Genomic DNA, 23802 nt, shown 5'->3' with positions numbered 1-23802 from the left:
TCTCATTTTCAATATAATGTTCTGTGAAATAGTCTATATTATCATCTATCCTTTCGAAGCCCCCGAAAATTTCTTGTCGCTGCTGATAGCAATCTCGTATTTTCCGGGCAGGCATTCAATGCCGTATCCCTCATAGGATTTCTCCGGATGCAGATTAACAAAAAGAACCAGCTCGCCCCTTTTAACAGCAAACACCTTGTCCTGATTGTCGAAATGCAGAAGGCAGGGGTCGAATTTGTAGATCTGTTCTCTGCCTGCGAGCTTTACAGCCTCATTGTCAAAATTCAGGAGGTGGCGGTATCTGAGGTTCTGGTTATCTTTCAGGCTCCATTGCCTTCTTGCATACTTGTAAGACCACCCGTTGCCCTCACGCGGGAAATCAATCCATTCGGGGTGGCCGAATTCGTTGCCCATAAAATTCAGATAGCCGCTGTCCCCCGTGAATACGGTTGCGATGCGCATTATCTTGTGCAGGGCGATGCCCCTGTCGATAATGAGGTTCTCAGAACCTGTGTGCATATTGAAATACATCTCTTTGTCTATAAGCGTGAATATCGCTGTCTTCCCGCCCACAAGAGCCTGATCGTGGCTTTCAACATAGCTTATTGTTTTCTCCTCAGCCCGTTTGTTGAGCAGTTCGCGGGTGAGATAGGTTATATCCCAGCTCTCATCGGGTATATCGAGCAGTTTAAACCAGCAGTCCGTTACGCCCATCGCCATTCGGAAATCAAATCCGCAGCCTCCCTGCGCTGCCGGGCAGCAGAGACCGGGCATACCGCTAACATCTTCAGCTATCGTTACTGCCTTTGGGTTAATCTGATGTGTCAGTTCGTTTGCAAGGGCGAGATAGCAGAAAGCATCTTCATCTGTATCGCCTTGGAAATAGTCGTCATAGCTTGTGAAGTCCTTGCCGAGGCCGTGGTGCGAATACAGCATACTGGTTATCCCGTCGAAGCGGAAGCCGTCTATATTGTATTCTTCAAGCCAGTATTTGCAGTTTGAAAGGAGAAAATGCACCACCTCCGGCTTGCTGTAATCAAAGCAGAATGAATCCCAGAGCCAATGGTTTCCCTTTTCGCCTTCATGGAAATACTGATATATCGTCCCGTCGAATCTGGCCAGTCCTTCCTGCTCGTTTTTAACTGAGTGCGAGTGTACAATATCCATAACCAGCCTGAGCCCGAAGCTGTGGGCTTTGTCCACGAGATATTTGAAATCCTCAGGCGTTCCGAATCTCGAGCTCACGGCAAAATAATTCGAAACATGATACCCGAAAGACCCGTAATACGGATGCTCCATTACTGCCATAAGCTGAATTGTGTTGTACCCGCAGCCGGCGATATAGGGAATAATATCATCTGCGAAATGAATGAAACTTGAAACCTCTTCAGCCTCGCCTGCCATCCCTGTATGGGCTTCGTAAATTAGAGGCTCTTCTGCTTCCGGCCTGCTGTGTTTGAAAACGTAAGGCTTCTCAGGCTCCCAAACCTGCGCGCTGAAGATATTTGTGTTAAAATCCTGCACAGCTCTTTTTGTGTATGCAGGAATACGTTCGCCTTCTCCGCCATCCCAATACACCTTCAGCTTGTATAACATTTCGTGCTGGATTTTCTCATCGCCCAGCTCAATTTCCCAGTCCCCTCTCTTGCTGATGCGCCTGAGTTCAAATTCGGGAAGTTCTTTCCAGTCGGAAAAATCACCTATAAGAAATATCTTTCGGGCATTTGGAGCCCATTCTCTGAATTTCCAGTTTCCGCTGGCTGTCTTGTGAAGGCCGTAGTAATGATGACCATTAGCAAAATCAGCGAGATTTCCGCTGCCTGCATACTTTTTCTTTTTGTAGTCGATCAGCTCTTTTCTTCGTTCGATCGACGTCCTGTAATTTTGCAGGTAAGGGTCATCCAGCAGGGCGGCTGTTTTGCTTTTATATGTTTTGTTCGGGGTTTTCATCATTTAATCTATTAGAGGCCTTTTTGCCATTTTCTCATAAATATCAATATATGCCTGAGCGGTAACAGAATGGTTGAACCTTGAATTAGCCTCTTCCATCACTCTGTGAATCTGCCTTTGTTTTGTCTCTTCGGGGAGCTTATGAAATTCTACTGCCTGCTCAATCGCCCATTTAAGCCCTTCTGAGTTGTAAGTATTGAAGAGGAATCCATTTCCGCAATTGTTCAGAGAGTCCATGTGGACTATCGTATCGTGCAGGCCGCCCGTATCGTTTACAACAGGCAGGCTGCCGTATTTCGGCGCTATCATCTGAGGCAGTCCGCAGGGTTCGAAGAGCGAAGGCATAAGCATAAAATCTGAAGCCGCAAATCCCAGCCTTGAGAGATTCTCGCTGAAATCGTGTACTGCAAGGCTGCTGTGGATATTGTGGAAGGCTGCGATGTTGTGGAAATGCTCTTTGAACTCGCCGTTGGCAACAATTGCAACTTGCAGATTTTCATTCACGTTTTCATTTATGACCTTGAAGAGGATTTCAGCCAGAAGCTGGCAGCCCTTCTGGTTTGGATCGAGCCTTGAAGGCCAGAAAAAGAGCGGTGCGTTCGGGTCTTCAGTAAGCCCCAGCGCCTTTTGGAATTGAGCCTTGTTCACCTTTTTAGCAGAATAAAAATTAGTGCTGTCGTATTTCTCTTTCAGGGCATCATCTGTTTCTGGGTTGTATGAAGGGTCTGGAGAATTAAGAATACCCGCAGCACAGCCGGAATGATACTTATTAGATATTTCTCCCCGCACCTGTTCCGGGATGAAACTGTGCTGTCCCTTTATGATCTCTTCAAGGAACGTTGGGCTCACGGTATTTATAAAATGCGCAGCAAATATCCCGCTTGTAAGCAGGTCAACCAGATTGCTTGAACGCGATTCTTCATAGTTCTGAGGCGGATACTCATAGTAAAGATTCTGCCAAAAATTTGCTGCGTCTATGCCGCCGTGTTCTTCAATGTATTCAAGCGTTAGCCGCTGGGTGTGGATGTTATGTACGGTAAAAAGGCAGGGAATATTGAGCCTGCGGGCAAAGCCTGGGATAAGCCCGGTCATCCAGTCGTTGCAGTGTATTATATCAGGATTAACATTCGGAATTATGTTGTTTACAACCTCTCTCTGGAAGGCAAGGCTAACCTTGAAACTCTCCTTCATATAGTTGCCGTAGATCTTGTCCTGATAGTAGAAAACCCTGTCTTCGGCTAGATGAATCCTGCTGTGGCTCAATTTGTTCAGGTACAGACGCAGCTCGTCTTCCACAAGCCTTCCGATTTCAAAGCTGAATATCCTGCGAAAGTTGGGTATTGCGATATGAACGTCTGCGCCAAGCTCATAGAGACATGAGATCAGTGAAGCAGATACATCCGCAAGCCCGCCGGCCTTTGCAGCAAGCTGGTTGGCATAATTGCCCATTCCGTGGGGCAGGTAGGTTACCTCAGGGGTAACCACCAGTATCCTCAAGGATTTACTTTTGGAGGCGCGTTTTTTTATAGCCATAATACCTCGCTGTTACTCTTCAGAGAAGGGACAGGCTATATACCCTCCAGACCGACTGAGCTTAGTCCGACCAGACAACGAAATTAGGTATATGATTGTCCCAAGTGTTTCCGGCAGGTGTGAGTCTGGCTGTTACGCCGAATCTGCCTGCCATCTGGCAGTTCACCTGCGCTTCGTATAGATAATTGCCTTTAGATTTATCTTCTATTATGTTCATCTTTGCTATATTGCTCGAAATCACTTTGTTTGTAGGGTCAACTGGCCCGTAATAAAGCTCCACATCAACCTGCTCAGGATCGAGCCCGTCTAAATACACCTCAAGCCTTACTGTAATCTTGTCGTTAACATAAACGTGCGAGATGTCTTCTATAATCTGCGGTATGCCGATATTAACGTTTCCAAGCTTTTCGTAGTAAGTCTGCTTAACCTTCGCCAGCTCTTTGGCGTAGCTGCATTTTGAATCAGTAAGCTTATCATAAGCCCCTAATGCAGGCGTATAGAAATGTTCTTTATATTCATAGACCATTCTGTTGCTTGAGAAGTTGTACAAGGCCATCTTCAGGCTCTGCTTAATTTTTGCGATCCATTCAGCCGGCATTTCGCCTGTCTTACGGCTGTAATAGCATGGGACGATTTCATTTTCCAAGATGTTGAAAAGGGCCTGGGCCTCAATTATATTTCTGTACTGCTCGTCATAGACATCATCTCTGCTGGGTATTGCCCAGCCGCATTCGGGGCAGTAGGCCTCTGCCCACCAGCCGTCGAGGATGCTGCAGTTAATTCCGCCGTTTATGGCCACCTTCATTCCCGAGGTGCCGCTGGCTTCTTTAGGACGCTCCGGATTATTCAGCCATACATCCACACCGTGCACCATAGTTCTGGCGATTCTGATATCGTAGTCTTCGAGGAATACAACCCTGTGGGATACTCCGTATTCCTTCGCAAACTGGATTATCTCATGGATAAAGCTCTTGCCCTTCTCATCAGCCGGATGGGCTTTGCCGGCAAATATAAACTGAACAGGCTTATCCTCGCTCTTTAGCAAATTGGCGAGCCGATCTTTGTCCGAGAGCAGAAGGGTTGCGCGCTTGTAAGTAGCAAAACGTCTTGCGAAGCCTATTGTAAGCGCATAGGGGTCAAGGCAGTTATGCACGCTTCTCTTCTCTTTTTCTGTGGCGTTCAGATTTGAAAGCTGCCTTGTTATAGCGCTTCTTGTGCTGTGCACGAGGTCTGCTTTTTCCATCTGATGCACCTGCCAGAGCAGGGTATCCGGGATTCGGTCTATTTCGCTGCATATAGTTTCGTTGTCTATAAAGTGTTCCCAGCCGGGAGAGAGATACCGGTCGTAGAGCTCTTGATTCCTCCGTGAAACCCAGCTTCTTACGTGCACCCCGTTTGTTACGTGTTTGATTGGAACTTCATCTTTCGGCTTATCAGGCCATAAATGAGCCCACATATTCCTTGCAACTTCCCCGTGCAGCCGGCTCACTCCGTTTGAATAGTTCGCCATGCGAAGCCCGAGAATCGTCATTGAAAATTCACGGATATCCTCGCCTGAATTCGGAGGCAGCCCCCAGCGTATTATCCTGTTCGGGTCTAAATGAAGGTCTTCCTGCAGCGCTTCAAGGTATGGGCGAAGCAGTTCTATATCAAACACCTCATTACCCGCAGGTACAGGGGTGTGAGTAGTGAATATATTTGTTCGCCATGCTATCTGAATAGCTGTATTGTAATCAATGTCTCTTGTTTCGATAAGATGAGAAATTCTGGAAAGACTTATGAAAGCGGCATGCCCTTCGTTTATGTGGCATACCTTAGGCTCGTATCCGAGCTTTACGAGCGCCTGATGGCCTGCTATGCCAAGCAGAAGCTCCTGATGGAGCCTCATTTTCTTATCGCCCCCGTAAAGCCGCCAAGTAATGCTGCGCATATCGGGCGAATTTTCCGGGATCTCAGTATCAAGCAGATACAGCTTTACGTTGCCAACCTTCATCTGCCAGATTATCGCATGCACCACCTGATCAGCAAGACGCAGAGAAACCATTATTTCCCCGCCGTTTGCATCTCTCGCTCGTGAAACAGGCATATGCTCGATATTGTTGTCGGGGTAATGCTCGTTCTGCCAGCCGTCTTTGTCTATCGTCTGGCGGAAATATCCCTGTCGGTACAAAAGCCCCACGCCAACCATCGGAAGTTCGAGCTCCGAGGCGCTTTTTAAATGGTCGCCTGCTAGAATGCCAAGCCCTCCGGAGTAAAGACGGATGCTCTCGTGAAGTCCGTGTTCAAGTGAAAAATATGCGATGCAGTTATTACCACTGCTGTTTTGCTTTTCCTTTTCAGGCTTTTCCACTTCAGTCTGAAATTTTTCGCGCACTTCATCAAGCTGTTTTAGGAAGGTTGGGTCTTCAGAAAGTTCTTCAAGCCTTTCCTGTCCGGCTCTTTTGAGCAATATTTTAGGATTTGATTTACACTCTTTCCAAAGATCAAGGTCTATATATCTGAAAAGCGATATTGCTTCCTTATTCCAGCACCACCATACATTATCTGCAAGTGTTTCTAAAAATTGAAGTTTTGAGGGAATTTTAGGTAATACATTAAAGAGACGAATGTTTCTCATACAAATGTCCTATCTCAATTGCGGTTTATTTTAAGCTTGTCGTTTAAGCTACTCTACAATCAGGACGTTGTTCAGCGTCCCGTGGCAGTTTTTGGAGATGTTTGGGTTGTTGGGGTCAATACACCATTTACCCGATACCTTAAATTTATATTCGTGGGTTCCAAGAGGTATCATAGCCGCGGCCTTAAAATTGCCGTTTCCATCCTGGTCCTTCAGTTTTTTTGCATCTTCTTTCCAGTCGTTAAAACTTCCTGCAACATAAACCTCACTTCCAGGGTCAGCTTCATACTCAAATTCTACTCTCCTGCGGCGTACATTATTTTTCTTTCTCGCCATTTTCAATACCTCATAAATAGCTTTTTCAGCCTCCGCAAACGCTCACAACCATATCGAATTCAATTATATTTTACCGGCTTGGAATTTCAAGGCTTAAACGGCTTTAAAAACGGTCGGTTTTGCCAAACACGTAAAAATATGTAAAATAAATCATTCTTAATAATTAAAGGAGCTTAATTATGAACTTTAAAGCAAAGTTTACTTTCATTATTATTTTTTGTTTGGCTCTTGCGGTTTCCGCTATGAGCGATGGGAATCAGAGAATGAACAAAGACGCCGCAGTTGAAATGTCTCTATGGCATAAGAGCGAAATCCCGCACTTTAAGGATATAGGGCAGGAGGAAACTATAGACCATCAGGGACACCTCAGCAATGTTGACACCCCTGAGATTGAAATATACCTTCCGCCTGAGGATAACAGAAACGGCTCTGCTGTTGTAATATGTCCGGGAGGCGGATACAGCATCCTTTCTATAGAGAAGGAAGGGCGTAAGATTGCCGATTGGCTGAACAGCTTCGGAACTGCCGGAATTGTACTGAAATACCGTCATAAATACTTCCAGCACCCTGTGCCGCTCATGGATGCTCAAAGGGCAGTGAGATTAACAAGGCTTAATGCTGGCAAGTGGGGTATCGAGGCTGATAAAGTTGGCATTATGGGCTTCTCTGCCGGCGGCCATCTGGCCTCAACTGCAGGAACTCATTACAGCAAAGGCAGTAAAAACGCGGAAGAACCTGCCGAAAGGTTCAGCTCAAGACCAGATTTTATGATTCTTGTCTATCCTGTGATCTCTATGCAGAGGGGAATAACGCACGGCGGATCGAAGATTTCAATTTTAGGCAGAAAGCCTGATAAACAGCTTGTTGATGAGCTTTCCAATGAACTTCAAGTAACCTCTGATACCCCGCCGGCTTTTCTTATACACGCTGCAGATGACAGGGCTGTGCCTTATCAGAATTCAGTGCTGTTCTATGAGGCTCTTATAGAGGCGGGTGTTCTCTCTGAACTTCATATTTATCCAAGAGGAGGCCACGGCTTTGGTATGATGCCGGGCAGCGAGTTTGGTCCTGCGCAGTGGCCGGAGCAATGCCGAGATTGGCTTGAGAGAACGATTATCAGCAAATAATACTAAGAGTTTTTGCCTCTTTTAACAATTACTTTCGTGGGGCACTTTTCTGCTGCCTCACGGGCTTTTTCTTCATCGTATTTATCGTAGTTGATAACTGCCGCGTTTCCGTCCATCTCAAACATCTCCGAAACCTTAGTGCAGAGTTTGCAGCCGATACAGCCCACTTTGCATCTCTCTTTGGCCTGCTTGCCCGTTTCCTGCGTCCTGCACGCTACAAGATACATATCATCATTCTTGAATGGTATCATTTCAATCAGATTCCGCGGGCAGGCCTTTACACACGCCGTGCAGCCGGTGCAATTGTCATAATCCACATCCGCCAGCCCGTTTACAATATGTATCGCATCGAATTTGCACGCCTTAACGCAGTCTCCAAAACCAAGACATCCGTACTTGCAGGCCTGCGAATTGGGCAGGGCGTCTGCTGCTGTGCAGCTTTCAATGCCGAGATAATCAGCGTAATATTTTTTATCTTCTGTGCGCGCGTTGCACCTTACAACAGGCCTGAGCGGCACATCGCCTCCTCCTGCCTGAAGATTGAGGATGTCCGCAATCTTCTCTGAAACATCCTTTCCGCCCGGAGCGCACCGGCCTATAAGCTCAGGATTCTCATAAACTGCCTTAGCATAGGCTGAGCACCCTGCATATCCGCATGCACCGCAGTCTATGCCGGGAAGAACTTCGTTGATAGCCTCTATCTTCGGATCTGTCTTCACCTTCAGCTTTATGCTCGCAATGAGCAGAACTGCAGCAAAGATGCTTCCCAGCAGAACCATTGTGAGTCCTGCCGGCCAGATGTGATTCAAAAATTCAATAAAGCTGGCGAGTATCATAGTTTCCTGTCCAAATATCATTTGATCATACCGTTAAAGCCCATAAAGGCCAGTGAAAGGATTCCTGCTGTGATTAATGTTATTGGAGCTCCCTTGAGCGATTCCGGCACGTCTGCAAGGTCGAGATTTTCCCTTATTCCTGCCATTATGCATATTGCCATTGTAAAACCCACGCCTGACCCGAAGCTCAAGACAAGGGCGTTTAGGAAATTGCTTACGCCCCAAAGATGGAGAAACAGGCACAAACCGAGAATTGCGCAGTTGGTTGTGATAAGGGCGAGGAAGATTCCGAAACTCTCGTAAAGCGTCGGAAAGAATTTCCTCACATACATCTCAACAAGCTGCACTGCCCCCGCTATCACGAGGATAAAGCATACATACCGCATTACTTCAATATTCATCGGCATAAGGATAAAGTTGTCTATCAGCCATGTCATTGTTCCGCTTAGCGTAACAACGAATGTAACGGCCATCCCCATCCCAAACGCCATATCCAGTCTTCCCGATACGCCCAGATACGGGCAGATCCCGAGAAACTTCGAGAATACGAGGTTGTTTACTATTACGATAGACAGGAAGCTGAGGATTAATGTTTGGAGAAGTTCCATCAGTTTATTCCTTTGCTTTTTTTCTGTTTATAATATTCACAATCCCGAGCATAAATCCGAGCGTGATAAACGCACCAACTGGTAGAGCAAATCCGAATATGCTCAGCGAGCCTTCCGGCGCTATTGCAAATCCGAGCACTGTTCCGTAGGAAAGTATCTCACGAACGATTCCCAGAGCAGAGAGCGTGAGTGTGAAGCCGAGACCCATCCCGAGGGCATCGAGAACAGCGATCCCGAGCTTTTGTTTGCTTGCGCAGGCCTCCGCTCTGCATATAATCAGGCAGTTTACGATAATCAGAGGGATATAAGGCCCGAGCTTTGCGCTCATCTCCGGCAAATATGCCTTCAGTATAAGATCAACAATCGTTACGAAAGTGGAAATCGTAAGGGTGAACATAAGTATCCTGATATGCGGCTTCAGCAGGCTGCGAATCAGGCTTACAACAACATTTGAGCAGAAAAGCACGAATGTTGCGCTGAGCCCCATCGTAAGCGAGGAGGCCAGATCGCCTGTAACTGCAAGCGTCGGGCACATCCCCAGAAGAAGCACGAATACCGGATTCTCTTTCCAAAGCCCGTTCAAGAAAACTGATAGAGGATTTGTCTTTTCGTTACTCATCTAAAAGCCCTTCCTCTGTTAGTTTTTCCTTGATTCCTGAGATATGTTTGTTGAATATCTTAACAACTGCCTTGCTGGTTACCGTAGCACCGCTTACAGCAACGATCTCTTTGTCGATAACAGTTTCATCTCCGGTCTTGATAAGCTCGAGCTCTTTTGCAGGGGCGCCCTTGAACTGGTCTTTATAGAATGGTTCCTTTATTTTGCTTCCAAAACCTGCGGTTTCGTTGCTCATAAGCACGCTATAGCCGATTATGTTCTCGAATTCTGGATTCACAGCAATCAGCATTTTGATTTTATCTGCATAACCAGGACCTGAGGCGGTGAATGCCCAGCCGGAAGTTTCCCCGGAACTCTTTGCCTTGTACACGCTGATTTTATCTTCGGCAAAATCGAATTGTTCCTTATCGATAACCTTTTCGAAATCCTCCGCTTCGGGCAGAACCTTATTCAGAGATTCATTTAGTTTGTCAATCTTGTTCTGCTTTATCTTTGGCTGCAGGCTGTAGTTTACCGAAGCCAGAAGAAGCCCGAAAATCAGCGAGCCTACTACAAGCAGCCAGCTCTGCTTCCAGAAAAGAACCAGTTTATTTTCATTTGCCATCAGGTATTCCTCCAATTGGTTTTGCAGGCAGTATCCTGTCTATCAGCGGGGTAAATGCGTTCATAATCAAAATTGCAAACATTACGCCTTCTGGATACGTTCCGAAAAGTCTTATCAATACTATTATAAGTCCTACTCCGCAGCCGAATACCACTGTTCCGGCTCTGGTTATTGGGCTGGATACCGGATCTGTTGCTATAAAGAATGCACATATCAGCATACCCCCCGAAACCATATGCACAAGAGGGTTTGCGAATGCGGATTTGTCTATTAAATACCCAATCTCTGCAAATATGAAAGCCGAGCCCAATACTGCTGCCGGGATGTGCCAAGTGATTGTGCGTCTTATCAAGAGGTATATCCCGCCGGCAAGAAGTGCAAGGGCATTTGTTTCGCCAAGAGAACCTCCGATATTGCCTGTAAGTGCGTATTTGAGCTGAGAATTAGGCCAGTTAGAGCTAATGATTTCAGAGGCCTTTTCCGCATTTCTCGTTTTTACGGCCTGCTTCACCCACGAAAGGGGGGTGGCCTGCGTTACTGCATCAATCTTAACGTCTTCCTCTTTCTCAGACGAGCCTTTTTGAGCAGTAATTTCTGTCTGCGGCCCAAGATCTGGAATGTCCGGGTTCATTTGAGCAGGCAGCTGCCATGAGGCCATCGCCATCCCGAAGCTTACAGTAAGAAAAGCCCTTGCTCCCATAGCGGGGTTGAAGATATTGCATCCGAGCCCGCCGAAGGCCATCTTGCATACACCCACAGCGAATATGCTTCCGATAACCGCATAAATTACTGGAAGCTTCGGAGGCAGCGAGAGGGCCAATATCAAGCCTGTAACAACGGCGCTTAAATCTCCAAGCGAGTTTTCGCGTTTCATCAGTTTGCAGCAGATATACTCCACCGCAGCACTGGCCAGTATGCAGGTGAGTATCAGTATAACTGCATGCTGGCGGAAGTGATAAACAGCCGCCGCAGAAGCAGGGGCGAGTCCTATCAAAACATCCAGCATAATTGTCTTTGTGGAATGTTTTCGGCTTATATGCGGCGCGGGAGATATTCTTAAGTTTTCGCTCATATTAAAATCCGTTATATTGCTCTAAATACAAATTCCTTCTTGTTTCAGGCAGGCATATCTTTGTTCGCCCTTGCTATCCTGATTTTGCCCGTCTTTATATAACCCGTTACTTCTATGTTAGCAGGGCATATGTAGCTGCAGCTGCCGCATTCCATGCAGGCAGAGATGTTGTGCTTTTCGGCCAGGTCGAGCCGATCTGCCTTCACAGCATGGGCGATTTTTGTTGGGTTGAGAGTTTCCGGGCAAACACTGAGGCATCTGCCGCAGCGAATGCAGGGTGTTTTCTTGAAGAGATATTTTGCCTCGCCGATTTCTTCTTTAGTAAGGCAGAGAACACATCCGGTTGTCTTGGTGGTTGGGGTTTGAAGCTCTCCCACGGAAAAGCCCGTCATCGGGCCTCCAAGCACTACCTTAACAGCATCCTCTGTGAGCCCGCCGCACTGCTCGATAAGGTGCTGTACTGGCGTACCTGCGGGTACATAAAGATTTGCAGGGGTTTGAATACCTTTTCCCGTAACGGTAACAGTCCTGTGCGTAAGCGGGGCAGAATCGCAGACTGCCTCAGCGGCTGCCGCAGCGGTTGCAACGTTGCAGACCATCACACCCGCCATCGGCGGGATCTTGCCTGTGGGTATAACCTTCCCCAGCACCGAATTAACCAGCTGACGCTCCCCTCCCTGCGGATATTTTGTTTCCAGAACGCTGAGCTCTATATTCTCTTCGCCCTCGGTTTTCTCTCGCAGAAGCTTTACCGCCTCAGGTTTGTTGTTCTCTATGCCGATATAGCATTTCTTGCAGCCCGATGCCTTGCGCAGAAGTTTGATACCTGCAATAAGCTGATCTGTCCATTCCAGCATCACCCTATAATCGCAGGTAATGTAAGGCTCGCATTCACAGGCGTTTAGAATCATAGTTTCCTTGGGCATCTTCGGATTCGGCCCAACCTTGACTCCTGTAGGGAAGCCTGCACCGCCCATGCCTACTATTCCTGCCTCGGCAATACTTTGATTTATCTGCTCTGCGCTGTAATCATCTTCAGTGAAATTTGCGAATCTGCTCTGTTCCGGAGGGGCTTCAGGGCTTTGCTCGGAAGGCTCTATCACAACAGCCTGAACTCTCCCGAGAACAGGATGAGAACGAAGGTTTATATCCTTTACTGTTCCGCTTACAGGTGAATGCACATTCGCAGATACAAAGGCCTCGCTGTTTCCAATGAGCTGACCTTTCTCCACTTCCTGTCTTTTTTTTACGACAGGCTTGCATATTGCTCCGATATGCTGGCTCATCAGCACAGAAATTTGGCCGGGCAGATTTTCGAGAGCCCTAATAGGGCAGTACCTGCTCAAATCTTTGCTGTCAGGAGGGTGTATTCCACCCTTAAATGTTTTTTTCAATTTAGACACCTCTATTGAATTTGGAACTCAAAGCTCGTTTTAAAAAGTTTATTGAAGCTTTTTTATCAAAAACGAACAAACTAATGTAACTGCGGCAGTTATCAGCAATGCAAAAAAAGCAGCTGCCGGCGAAAATCCCTTTGAGCTCTCAAAGTTACTGCCAAGAACTGAATAGCTGATTATAAACGTCAGTATAGGCACAACAAAAGCTGCGATAACTTTCAGCGTTATCGGCTTGCAGCTGGAATGTCCGAGAGTTTTGTATATGCTCCCGCACCCGTCTTTTTCAGAACAATTCTTGCAATCTCTTTTTGACATATTAAGCTAATCACAGAAAAATTAAGTAAGACTTAGATTTATACATAATTCTTCTTCGATTTCAACCTCTCCCTTTCAATTCGAGCTTGTCAAAATTGCTGAAGAAAGCTGTTTTCCGCTTATATGCCTTGTTTTGAGATGATTTCGAGGTTTTTGTTAAATTTGTATTTTATTCCCTTTCTTGCAGGGATTTCAGTATTTTTGTCCTTATATCGCAGTGCTAAATCGTCTTTGCGGCTGGAAATCACAGCTACTTCGGTAAGCACGGCATTTTTCCACTTGATACTAATCTCATATCCGCCTCTGGCTTTGAGCCCATTTATTTCTCCATCGCTCCATGCCTTGGGCAATGCGGGAAGAAGCTCAATAACACCTGTATGGCTCTGCATTAGCATCTCGGCAACTCCCGCAGCCGCCCCGAAATTCCCGTCTATCTGAAAAGGGGGATGATTATCGAAAAGATTCGGATGGGTAGATTTTCTGTAAAGCGAAATCAAGTTTGAATGAGCCTTTTCGCTCTGCTTTAGTCTCGCCCAGATATTGATTATCCAAGCCCTCGACCAGCCGGTATGTCCGCCTCCGTGGGAAAGCCTGTATTCAACGCTTTTCTTTACTGCTTTGGTCTGGGCTGGGCTGTTTGCAAAGTTGTACTGCCTGCCCGGATGCAGACCGTAGGCATGGGAGATATGCCTGTGCCCGGGAGAGGGTTCTTCGAAATCCTCAGACCATTCCATAAGTCTTCCGTCTTCGCCTATTTTGGGCAGGGCAAGCCTTTGCTTTGCTTCTTTTATGTTCCTGATAAAATCATTGTCTATACCGAGCACTTCAGCAGCTTCGATTGTATTTGTGAAAACATCCCACGTAATCTGCTGAGACATAGAAGCACCCATATCGAGGAAGCCTTCTTTCCCGTCTTTGGTTTTGAAGGAATTCTCCGGAGACCCTGCAGGCCCGGCAGTTAGAAGGTCTGTTTCGGGGTCTTCAGCGAGATAGTCCAGCAGGAAGAGTGAATTTGCTTTCAAAGCCGGATAAGCCCTGTCCCGAAGGAAATCCAAATCCTGAGTGTAGCGGTAATGCTCCATAAAATGAGAGCTGCACCATGCCGCGCCGAAAGGCCAGTACCCGCATCTCGTCTTTCCGAACGGTGCTGTAAAAAGCCAAGGGTCTGTGGTATGATGTATCACTGTGCCCCTTGCGCCGTAGGCCTTCTGTGCGGTTTTGCGGCCTTTGATGTAAACGCGTTCTATAAAGTCGAAGAACGGCTGATGACATTCGGAAAGATTGCAAACCTCCGCAGGCCAGTAATTCATCTGCATATTTATATTCACGTGATAATCGCTGTTCCATGGCGCTGCGATATGGTGATTCCAGATTCCCTGCAGATTTGCTGGCATTGTCCCGGGCCTTGAGGAGCTTATCAGAAGGTATCTGCCGAAGTTAAAGTACAGCGAAGTAAAGGATGGGTCAAATGCCCCATTTGCGACGGCTTCAAGCCTTTGATCCGATGGTTCCCCGCAGACTTCCCCCTCGGGAAGTTTTAGGTTCATTCTCTCATAAAGCTCTTTGTAGTCTTTAATGTGCTCTCTTTTGAGCTTTTCATAACTGCTGCTTGAGGCCTTTTCCAAAATCTGTCTGCATTCCTTCTCAAGGTCTGCGTTTAAAGGCTGGTACGGATCATCCATATTGTAATCAGTTTTTGCTGTTATTAGGATAACAGCTGTCCCTGCATTTCTGACAGTGAGTTCGTTTCCTTGCGAGTCAATCTTTCCCTTGGGTGTGGAAGCTTTCAGCAGGCAGCAGTATTTTACGCCTTTCTGCTTGCCGTTATGGCTGGCCTGCCCGGTCATTGAAAGCATATCTTGTCCGATTGATTTTGTCTGAAAGTCTGCAGGCCTTGATAGCCTTGCCGAGAAGCTGAGCGATTCAGGTTTGCTTGAAGAGATTTTAACAGCTGTCACATTCCCCGGGCGGCTCGCAAACACCTCGCGGGTTATTTTGCTGCCAGCTGCGGTAAACTCGGTTTTGCATACCGCATTCTCAAGGTCAAGGCTGCGTTTGTAATCTTTCGCGTCGCCCTGGATATCGAAATCAATGATCAAATCTCCAAGCGTTTGATAAGAACGCGGGACGATCCTCTCAGGCAGGGCGGCCTGCACAGCGCTCTCTGCTTGTTCGTATTTCCCATCGAAAAGCAGTCTGCGAGCCTTTTTGAAAGCTGGATATAGCTTTTCGTTTGTCTCTGGGACAGGCGGCCCCGCCCAAACAGTATCCTCATTGAGCTGGATACGCTCTTGGCCTATTCCGCCGAAAACCATAGCCCCCAGTCTTCCGCTGCCCACAGCAAGCGCCTCTGTCCATTGCTCTGCGGGCTCATCATACCACAGGCAGCAAGAGCTGCCGGCAGCTAACACCGAGAGTGTTAAAAGTAAATTCAAAATAAATACAAAGCTCAAATGAGTACTTTTTTGCAGTTTCATTTCTGCCCCCGTTAATGCTGCTTAAATTATGATGAGAAAACACAATAAAATTTTAACTGTTTCAAGAACAATTGATAGTGTAAAATCTTTCTATAATCATAGATTGAGCTTATTTCAGATATCCTTTCGATCTTTTAGTCGCTGGAGGTCGCTGGAGATAGAATTTACAGAAAATATTTTACACTACCTTTTGTTCTTAAAATTTTGAATTGATTTTTGCTTTCAAAGTATTTAAATTCTGAGCCTGTTGCATAAATAATTGTCAGTGATTGCTCTTTTACAAGTGAATAAATCCAGCTTTTCGGTTATAATAGGCCAAAAGGATTGCTAAACATGTAAAGGATTACGAAATGGCTTACAATTTCCTGCCTTGCGACCGAAATCAGGCGTATCTTCTGCCTCCCTCATTGACGGATTGGCTGCCGGAAGATCATCTGGCGTGGTTTGTTCTTGATGCGGTTGAACAAATCGACCTATCGCAGTTTTACAAAAAATACCGTACTGATGGAGTCGGCAATTCAGCTTTTCATCCTTCGATGATGGTTGCTCTGCTGATATATTCCTACTGTAGCGGCGAGCGTTCCAGCAGAAAGATAGAAAAGCACTGCCAGACGGATGTAGCCTATAAAGTTGTTACTGCCAATCAATATCCCGACCACAGTACGATCAGCCGATTTCGCAAGGATAACCAGTCGCATTTAAAGAAGTTGTTTCTGGAAATCCTCAGGCTTTGTGTTGAAGCAGACATTGTTAAACTCGGCAATGTTTCATTGGATGGGACAAAGATCAAAGCCAATGCTTCGTTATCAGCCAATCGAACACTAAAGCACCTGGAGCAGGAAATCGATAAGATGCTATCCGAGGCGGACGCTAAAGACGCCGAGGAAGACAAAGCTTATGGCGCTGATAAGCGAGGCGATGAACTGCCCGAAGATATGCGGGACCGCAATAGCCGAATAAACCGTCTAAAGGCCTGTAAAGAGCGTTTAGAGCAGGAAAAAGCAGAAGCCGAAAAACAACAGCAGGACAAGATAGATGAGCGGAAATCCAAAGAAGAAAATACCGGCAAAAAGCCTCGTGGTCGTAAGCCCAAACCTGCCGAAGAAGCTGGAAACAAAGATGCCAAAGCCAATGTTACCGACCCCGACAGCAGAATCATGAAAACTCGAAAAGGTTTCGTTCAGGGTCTTAATGCTCAGGCGGTGACAACAGAGCAACAGATTATCGTTGCTGAGGATGTGACCCAAGAGGAAAATGATAAACAGCAATTACATCCGATGCTTGAGCAGGCCGAAGAAAATCGACAGGCCGTTGAAATCGAAGAGGAAATGGGTGTGGCTTTGGCAGATGCTGGCTATTGCAGTGAAGATAATTTTACAAAGGAGCCTGCTGGTGACATTGAGTTGCTGGTGGCGACACAGAAAGATTATAAGCAGCGAAAGGCAATGGCCGAGCAACCGCCGCCGGAAGAACCGATACCGGACGGCTTGTCGCCGACAGAATTGATGGAACGTAAACTGCTGACCGAACGAGGGCGAGAATTATATAAGATTCGAGGTCAGACAGTCGAACCAGTGTTTGGGCAGATTAAAGATGTTCGCGGTTTTGATCGATTTATGCAACGAGGCATTGAGGCTTGCCGCGGTGAGTGGTCGCTGATTTGCGCTACGCACAACCTTTTGAAGTTGTGGCGAAGCAAAAAGGCCTGCTGGAATTGATAAAAAGGCTGTTTTTATTCGTTTTGACGTGTAATTTTGCTTGTTTTTTTGGCGAAAACACGATACCATATAAAAAGCTAAGAAAAGGTGTTTGGGAAACAGAGAATTGAGCCGTCTGCCCCAGACAGCCGTCGAATCCAATGGTTGGATTCGAAAATCATTGTGCAACAGGCTCTTCTATGGCGGTTTTTATTTATGGTTAGAAAAGAATATAGATTAAGAGGTGGTTTTATGGGGCGCTGCGTTCCTGTAATTTTGATGCTTCTTGTATTCTCTGGATTAGCTTCTGCCCTCGAGGAAGATGTAGCTCAGGGAATGAAACACGTTCACGATCCTTCAATGATATATTCAGATGGCTCGTATTATGTCTTTACCACCGGCTCGGGGATAGGAATAAGACGTTCAAGCGATTTGAAGCAATGGAATTATATTGGCAGGGTCTTCTCAGATATTCCGGACTGGGTGGAAGAGAAGGTAGAGGGCGTATCGGGCTTCTGGGCTCCCGATATTACCTATCACAACGGCAAATACTACATTTGCTATTCGGCCTCCACCTTTGGTTCGCAAACATCAGTACTGGGTTTGGCCTCGAATACAACGCTCAACCCAACAGACCCTAATTATGCTTGGGTGGATGAAGGTGAAATTCTGGAATCTCCTCCTTCAAGCCCTCCAGCATACAATGCTATCGACGGAACGTTTGTAAAAGACGAAAACGGTGATATGTGGCTCACTTTCGGCTCATTCTGGGAAGGAATAATGCTTACAAGACTGAACAGCTCCACCCTCAAGCCCGCTCAAACTCCTGCTCAGATACACCATATCGCCCGAAGAAGCAGTTCATCAGCCATTGAGGCCCCATACATCACCTATCGAAACGGCTATTACTACCTTTTCGTGAATTGGGGGCTATGCTGCCGAGGTGTGGACAGTACTTACAAGATCGTTGTTGGGCGGTCTGACTCCATTGAAGGTCCTTATCTCGATAAAAACGGCGACAGCCTGCTTTACGCTGCAGGCGGAACGCTGTTTGTCGGTGATTCCGGCAGATGGATCGGCCCCGGACACGCCGATATTACCGCTGCTGAAGGCGAAAACTACTTCACCTATCACGCTTATGATGCCCTCAACGAGGGCACACCAACCCTCAGAATAAATTATCTGCACTTCAGCGATCAAGGCTGGCCGGTGATGGGAGATTCTCTTACCGAGCCGGAAGACCCGCCGGAAGGCGATACTGCTGCACATTGGGATTTTGACGACGGACAACCCGGTGCTGCGATGAACAATACAGGCCAAACCGCTCAGCCTGCATCCGCAGATATTTCCGGCAATGATTTTTTTCTTTACGCATGGGACGATACCTACGGCCCTTCATTCTCTCAGGAGGGACAGACGCCCAGCGGTCTTGGGCTGAGCTGCCGGCTAAACGGCGGGCAGGATGCTTATACCAAAGACTCCTCGCTTAACAACTGGTCTCCGGAGATTTGGACAGTAGAGCTCGCGGTTAAGCTTGATAATCTAAACGGCTGGCAGACATTTCTCGGCCGAGACGGATCATCACAGGGCGAGGCCGAGGCGGATTTTTATCTTCAGAAAAATGGGATAAATGACAAATTACGCATTAATTTTGATACTGTTGGCGGGCAGCGCTATATTTTAGATTCCAGCATCTCCGCTCAGTCCGGAAAGTGGTACTATCTTGCTGCTGTATCAAACGGCAGCGAATTGAAGATTTATGCCGACAAGCTCGACGGGCAGGGCTCTGAAGTTGTAGGGGCTTTGGATTTGAACTCATCCAACAACAACGCTCTTGCATCAGGCGGCTTCAACTGGACAATCGGACGCGGCTGGTTTAACGGGGCAATGGTTGACCACGTTAGCGGGTTTATTGATGATGTGAAGTTTTCCAACATTGCTTTGAAGCCCTCTGAGTTTCTCCATTATCAGTGCGGGGCTTGGGGATATCTGGAATACGATTTTAATCAAGACTGCTTTGTTGATATCAAGGATTTCCCTTTTTTCACCACGAGCTGGGCAGGCTCTTTACAGCAGCTTGAGTCTTTTTTGGCTCAGTGGCTTGAGAGCAGCAATCCTTATGATTCTTAAGATTATGCTGTCATTTCTCCATCCTGAACTGCTTTGGGCTTTCGCCTGTAGCGTTTCTGAAGTATCTTGAGAAATGCTCAGGATCGGTAAACTTCAGCTCAAGAGCTATCTGATGTATTGATTTGGAGCTGTTAAGCAGTTTGTTTTTAATAAGATTTATTCTCAGCCTTTCTATCTCGCTTTTTATTGTCCTTTTCAATGTAGCTTTGAACCTTTTCTCAAGATCCCGCTTTGAAAGGCACGTTGCCTCTACTACATCAATGGTCTGAATCGGCTTGTCGAAATTTTTCCTTATAAAAACAATCGCCGAAACCACCTCCTCATCATCTATTGCGAGGATATCTGTGGAGCGTCTTTCGATGATATCTAAAGGAGAAACCTTAATGATTTTATAATCCCCTGTTTTTTCAATAAGGTTGTTAAGATGCTGGGCAGCTGCATAACCTGCTGTCTCAAAATCCAGCTCTATGCTTGAAAGAGGAGGGGATGAAAGATTGCATATCAGCTCGTCGTTATCAACTCCCAGCACAGCGATTTCCTCAGGCACGTTTATCTCTGCTATCTTGCAGGCCTCAAGTACTGAAACCGCACGGTCGTCGTTGCAGGCGAAAATACATATCGGCCGCGGAAGCTTCTTCAGCCATTCGGCTATATTGAGTCTTTCTGACTGATGGACGTTATTTTCCGGTGAATCGCTGAGGTAGTTGTAAAAAGAATTTACCTCGGTATCCTCTAATGCCTTCTTAAATGCCTGAAGACGCTTCTGAGACCACTCAAATTCACTGAAACCGCAGTAGGCAAAGTTGTAGAACCCAAGGCCTGTGAAGTAATCGGCTGCCATTTGCCCGATATTTTGGGAATTGGTCATTATTGTGGAGGTTCCGGGTATCAGTTCGTGAAGCGTATCGCTGACCACTTTTGTTGTATCAGTCTCTAACAGTTCAGGAATTTTGAACGCATCTCGAATAAGCAGGCCGTCGGGCTTTAGGTACTTAAAATCAAAATCATAATCCGAGGCCGATTCCTTCAGATAATCCGGAGGCTGAACAAAAACCTCCCAGTCTGTAAGTGTTGAGAGATATTTCTCCACTCCCGAAAGAAATTTTCTTCCTGTAGCTCTAGACGTATCGACGACTATAAGTATCTTCTTCATAAATAACCTCTAACGCATAATGGTTATATTATAACGCAAAATGGCCTTAAAGAGAATGGTTTTTCTGATATTTTTTATAAAGGCAGTTTTTCAGCAGGCTTACAGAATTTTTAATATTTTCTGAAATCCCGCTCTACATCTGTCCAGATTTTTGTTTATTATTGCAGAAAAGATAGAAAAAATAAAAGATTTTAAAAGGAAACTGACATGAATGTATTAGGAAATTATGAAGTATGGTTTGTTACCGGCAGCCAGCATTTGTACGGCAGAGAGGCGCTTGATCAGGTAAATTCAGACTCTCAAGCTATATGCGAAGGGCTCAATTCGGCCGGCCTTCCCTGCAAAGTTGTTTTCAAGCCTGTCCTAACCACCTCAGAAGAGATTGCTAAGCTTGCAGCAGATGCGAACAACTCTCCTGAATGCATAGGTCTTGTTATGTGGATGCATACATTCAGCCCTGCGAAGATGTGGATTAAGGGGCTCAGTATTTTGAACAAGCCTTTTGCTCACCTCCACACCCAGTGCAACAGGGATATCCCTTGGGAAAAGATTGATATGGATTTTATGAATCTGAATCAATCCGCACACGGCGGACGAGAATTCGGCTTTATATGCAGCAGGATGAGAAAGCAGCGCAAAGTAATCGTTGGCCACTGGCAGGATAAGAAGGTGATCGAGAAGCTCGGAATTTGGATAAGGGCTGCCGCAGGCTGGAATGAATGGCAGAACCTGAATGTTGCCAGATTCGGCGATAATATGCGAAATGTTGCTGTAACTGAAGGTGATAAAGTAGAAGCTGAAAAGCAGTTTGGTTTTTCGGTGAACGGCTACGGAGTTGGAGACCTTGTAGATATAATCCAAAACACGCCGGATTCAGAAGTTCAGGCCGTGATGGACAGCTACAAATCTTCGTACACGCTTGATTTTGATGATTCTCATCTGCCTCGAGTTCGCGAATCTGCAAAAATAGAGGCAGGAATGCGAAGTTTTCTCGAAAAGGGCGGTTTCAAAGCCTTCACAACAACCTTTGAAGACCTCCACGGTTTGGAGCAGCTCCCGGGCTTGGCGGTTCAAAGGCTCATGGAAGACGGCTATGGTTTCGGTGCTGAAGGCGACTGGAAAACAGCTGCGATTGTTCGTGCTATGAAGGTTATGTCTGAGGGTATGGACGGGGGAACGTCTTTTATGGAAGACTACACATACCACCTTGAGCCGGGTAATATGAAGGTTCTCGGGGCGCATATGCTTGAGGTATGCTCTTCGCTTGCCGAAAACAAGCCTGCCCTTGAGGTGCACCATCTGGGCATTGGCGGAAAGGCAGACCCGCCTCGGCTGGTGTTCAATGTGCCTAACGGAAACGGTATTAACGCATCAGTGATGGATATGGGCAATCGTTTCAGGATGCTCATCAATCCGTGCAGGGTGGTTTCACCGGATGCTGACCTGCCCAATCTGCCTGTTGCAAGGGTGCTTTGGCAGCCCGAGCCCGATCTCGCCACAGCAGCAGAAGCATGGATACACGGGGGAGGCGCTCATCATACCGGTTTCAGTATGGCTCTCAATTCCGAGCATATGGAAGATTTTGCGGAAATGGCCGGAATTGAGTATCTGCATATAGACAAAGATACAACTATAAGCAGCTTCAAAAATGATTTGCGTACCAATGAAATTTACTATATGCTTCATAAATCGCTGTCTTGAGTTTTGCGGCGTGAACAGTTAATAGCGTTTTTGAGAAAAAATAGAGGTATTTAATTATGATTGATTTGTCTTTTCTTCCGTTGGCAATTACTGGAGGGTGGCATGCCCTTGATACTTCCATATTAGTTGTTTTCTTTGCTGCTATGGTGGGTATCATAATTTGGGTGTTGAGGCAGAGAGAGGAAACATCCCAGGATTACTTCCTCGCCGGCCGAAAGGCCAAATGGCTTGAAATCGGTTCTTCCATTTTCTCTTCAAATATCGGTTCGGAACACCTTGTAGGTCTGGCTGGTGCAGGATTTGTAAGCGGTATGGCGATGGCGCACTGGGAAATGCATGCGTGGATGATTCTCGTGCTTGGATGGGTGTTTGTGCCTTTCTACGACCGCATCAAAATTTTTACCATGCCCGAATTTCTCGAACACCGCTTTTCCTCAAGAACAAGAACTGTTCTTTCTATGATTTCGCTTGTCAGCTACATACTAACTAAGGTTGCTGTTACGGTTTATTCCGGCGGCGTAGTTTTTGGAACGGTTTTCGGAATAGACTCCATCGAGATTATGGGACGAACAGTTGATTTCTTCTGGGTAAGTGCGATTGGCCTTGTGGTTATAACCGGTATATACACTATCCTCGGCGGAATGAAGGCGATTATGTACACATCCGTTCTCCAAACTCCGGTTTTGCTGATTGGCTCTGTTGCATTGCTGGTGTTAGGCCTGAATGCCGCAGGGGGCTGGGGCAATGTTGTAGAAGCCTGCGGAGACAACATACATCTTATCCGCTCGCACGACGACCCTGAATTCCCTTGGACAGGCGTTATATTCGGGTCTATGATTATCGGTTTCTGGTACTGGTGTACCGACCAGTACGTAGTCCAGAGGGTGCTTTCCGGAAAGAATCAGACGCAGGCGAGAAGAGGAGCGATCCTCGCTGGATACCTAAAGCTTCTGCCTGTATTCATCTTCCTTATACCGGGGATGATTGCTTTTACTCTCTTCAAACAGGGCAAGATGGATGTTGAAAGCTCTGATGCCGCTTTTGCAACTCTCGTTTCCCATATCCTCCCGATTGGATTCAGGGGAGTAGTAGTTTGCGGGCTTTTGGCCGCCCTTATGAGCTCTCTTGCTTCACTGTTCAATTCTTCAGCGGCTTTGTTTGTCGGAGATTTCTATACAAAGCTAAAACCTGATGCAAGTGAGAAACATCTTGTGATTGTCGGGAGAATAGCAACTGGTGCGATTGTTCTTCTCGGCATCTTATGGATACCCGTGATGAAGGTTTTCAGCAATGTGCTCTACGAATACCTTCAGGCTGTGCAGGGGCTTCTTGCGCCGGCAATTGCTTCGGTATTTATTATGGGTGTATTCTGGAAGAGAACCACACCTGCCGGCGGGTACTGGGGGCTGACAATAGGCTTTGCGTTAGGAATGTTCCGTCTGGTTCTAAATGTGATGTATGGAGCCAAGAACGGCGTAGTTATTCAGGCAGCAAAGCTCAAGGAGAGAGTGCTTTCTATAGCCGCAGACAGCCACATCGATATGATGGCCAAGCTCGAAAGCCTTAAGCAGGGCATTGCAGAACATCTGCCCAATGCCGGCGCTGAGGCGCAGATGCAGGTTCAGAAGGC

Annotated in this window: 17 protein-coding genes and 1 pseudogene; 5 read left to right on the top strand and 13 right to left on the bottom strand. The window is 46.6% G+C overall.

What is annotated here, in order from left to right; translation table 11 throughout:
• Positions 1 to 45: 45 nt before the first annotated feature.
• The 4 genes from L21SP3_RS04000 to L21SP3_RS03985 all read right to left on the bottom strand — a co-directional run bounded on the left by L21SP3_RS04000 (position 46) and on the right by L21SP3_RS03985 (position 6436).
• Positions 46 to 1953, bottom strand: a complete 1908-nt coding sequence (locus L21SP3_RS04000; RefSeq protein ID WP_227806804.1) for an alpha-amylase family glycosyl hydrolase — start codon at positions 1951 to 1953, stop codon at positions 46 to 48.
• Positions 1954 to 3483 carry a glycogen synthase gene (locus L21SP3_RS03995; protein ID WP_077539464.1) on the bottom strand — a complete coding sequence of 510 codons (1530 nt, stop codon included), beginning with the start codon at positions 3481 to 3483 and terminating at the stop codon, positions 1954 to 1956.
• Between the two features lie 61 nt (positions 3484 to 3544).
• Positions 3545 to 6100: an alpha-glucan family phosphorylase gene (gene glgP / locus L21SP3_RS03990; protein ID WP_077539463.1), complete on the bottom strand. Its 2556-nt coding sequence runs from the start codon at positions 6098 to 6100 to the stop codon at positions 3545 to 3547.
• Between the two features lie 48 nt (positions 6101 to 6148).
• On the bottom strand, positions 6149 to 6436 hold the full coding sequence (locus L21SP3_RS03985) for a glycogen-binding domain-containing protein (protein ID WP_077539462.1): 288 nt from the start codon (positions 6434 to 6436) through the stop codon (positions 6149 to 6151).
• Between the two features lie 179 nt (positions 6437 to 6615).
• Here L21SP3_RS03985 and L21SP3_RS03980 point away from each other — a divergent pair, with 179 nt between their 5' ends.
• A complete protein-coding gene (locus L21SP3_RS03980) occupies positions 6616 to 7563 on the top strand; it encodes an alpha/beta hydrolase (protein WP_077539461.1) in 948 nt (315 codons plus the stop codon).
• Positions 7564 to 7565: 2 nt separating this feature from the next.
• On the opposite strand, the gene L21SP3_RS03975 is transcribed toward L21SP3_RS03980, so the two are convergent.
• From L21SP3_RS03975 to L21SP3_RS03940, 8 genes are all read right to left on the bottom strand, one after another.
• A complete protein-coding gene (locus L21SP3_RS03975) occupies positions 7566 to 8420 on the bottom strand; it encodes an RnfABCDGE type electron transport complex subunit B (RefSeq protein WP_077539460.1) in 855 nt (284 codons plus the stop codon).
• Positions 8417 to 9007 (bottom strand): electron transport complex protein RnfA, encoded by a 591-nt coding sequence (locus L21SP3_RS03970; RefSeq protein ID WP_077539459.1) that lies wholly within the window; start codon positions 9005 to 9007, stop codon positions 8417 to 8419. Before L21SP3_RS03970 ends, L21SP3_RS03975 begins: the two co-directional genes overlap by 4 nt.
• Positions 9008 to 9011: 4 nt before the next feature.
• Positions 9012 to 9626, bottom strand: coding sequence for an electron transport complex subunit RsxE (gene rsxE, locus L21SP3_RS03965; RefSeq protein WP_077539458.1), 615 nt, complete (start codon positions 9624 to 9626; stop codon positions 9012 to 9014).
• The gene (locus tag L21SP3_RS03960; protein WP_077539457.1) at positions 9619 to 10230 is read right to left on the bottom strand and encodes an FMN-binding protein; all 612 of its coding nucleotides are present in this window, start codon (positions 10228 to 10230) and stop codon (positions 9619 to 9621) included. The genes rsxE and L21SP3_RS03960 overlap by 8 nt, the downstream gene beginning before the upstream one ends.
• Positions 10220 to 11302, bottom strand: a complete 1083-nt coding sequence (locus L21SP3_RS03955; RefSeq protein WP_077539456.1) for an RnfABCDGE type electron transport complex subunit D — start codon at positions 11300 to 11302, stop codon at positions 10220 to 10222. Before L21SP3_RS03955 ends, L21SP3_RS03960 begins: the two co-directional genes overlap by 11 nt.
• 44 nt (positions 11303 to 11346) lie before the next feature.
• Complete coding sequence (gene rsxC, locus L21SP3_RS03950) at positions 11347 to 12696, bottom strand: electron transport complex subunit RsxC (protein ID WP_161488088.1); 1350 nt, start codon at positions 12694 to 12696, stop codon at positions 11347 to 11349.
• Between the two features lie 48 nt (positions 12697 to 12744).
• Positions 12745 to 13014 (bottom strand): hypothetical protein, encoded by a 270-nt coding sequence (locus L21SP3_RS03945; RefSeq protein ID WP_077539454.1) that lies wholly within the window; start codon positions 13012 to 13014, stop codon positions 12745 to 12747.
• Between the two features lie 119 nt (positions 13015 to 13133).
• Positions 13134 to 15491, bottom strand: a complete 2358-nt coding sequence (locus L21SP3_RS03940; RefSeq protein WP_077539453.1) for a glycoside hydrolase family 95 protein — start codon at positions 15489 to 15491, stop codon at positions 13134 to 13136.
• 350 nt (positions 15492 to 15841) lie between these two features.
• On the opposite strand from L21SP3_RS03940, the gene L21SP3_RS03935 reads away from it, so the two are divergent.
• Both L21SP3_RS03935 and L21SP3_RS03930 read left to right on the top strand, forming a co-directional pair.
• The gene (locus tag L21SP3_RS03935; RefSeq protein ID WP_077538585.1) at positions 15842 to 17209 is read left to right on the top strand and encodes a transposase; all 1368 of its coding nucleotides are present in this window, start codon (positions 15842 to 15844) and stop codon (positions 17207 to 17209) included.
• A gap of 231 nt (positions 17210 to 17440) precedes the next feature.
• Positions 17441 to 19318 (top strand): family 43 glycosylhydrolase, encoded by a 1878-nt coding sequence (locus tag L21SP3_RS03930; RefSeq protein WP_161488087.1) that lies wholly within the window; start codon positions 17441 to 17443, stop codon positions 19316 to 19318.
• Positions 19319 to 19328: 10 nt separating this feature from the next.
• Here the strand turns inward: L21SP3_RS03930 and L21SP3_RS03925 are convergent, their stop codons facing one another.
• The gene (locus L21SP3_RS03925) at positions 19329 to 20471 is read right to left on the bottom strand and encodes a XylR family transcriptional regulator (protein WP_077539451.1); all 1143 of its coding nucleotides are present in this window, start codon (positions 20469 to 20471) and stop codon (positions 19329 to 19331) included.
• Between the two features lie 207 nt (positions 20472 to 20678).
• Between L21SP3_RS03925 and araA the strand changes: the two genes are divergently transcribed.
• Together araA and L21SP3_RS03915 are read left to right on the top strand one after the other, a co-directional pair.
• Entirely contained in the window at positions 20679 to 22172 is a 1494-nt protein-coding gene (gene araA / locus L21SP3_RS03920) for an L-arabinose isomerase (protein ID WP_077539450.1), read from the top strand.
• Between the two features lie 56 nt (positions 22173 to 22228).
• Positions 22229 to 23632 (top strand): annotated as a pseudogene (locus L21SP3_RS03915) (sodium:solute symporter); the annotation flags it as partial.
• Positions 23633 to 23802: the final 170 nt, after the last annotated feature.

Origin of the sequence: Sedimentisphaera cyanobacteriorum (genome assembly GCF_001997385.1) — a bacterium.
In the GTDB taxonomy this organism is placed as follows: Bacteria; Planctomycetota; Phycisphaerae; order Sedimentisphaerales; family Sedimentisphaeraceae; genus Sedimentisphaera; species Sedimentisphaera cyanobacteriorum.
This window is presented reverse-complemented; position numbering and strand designations above follow the sequence as displayed.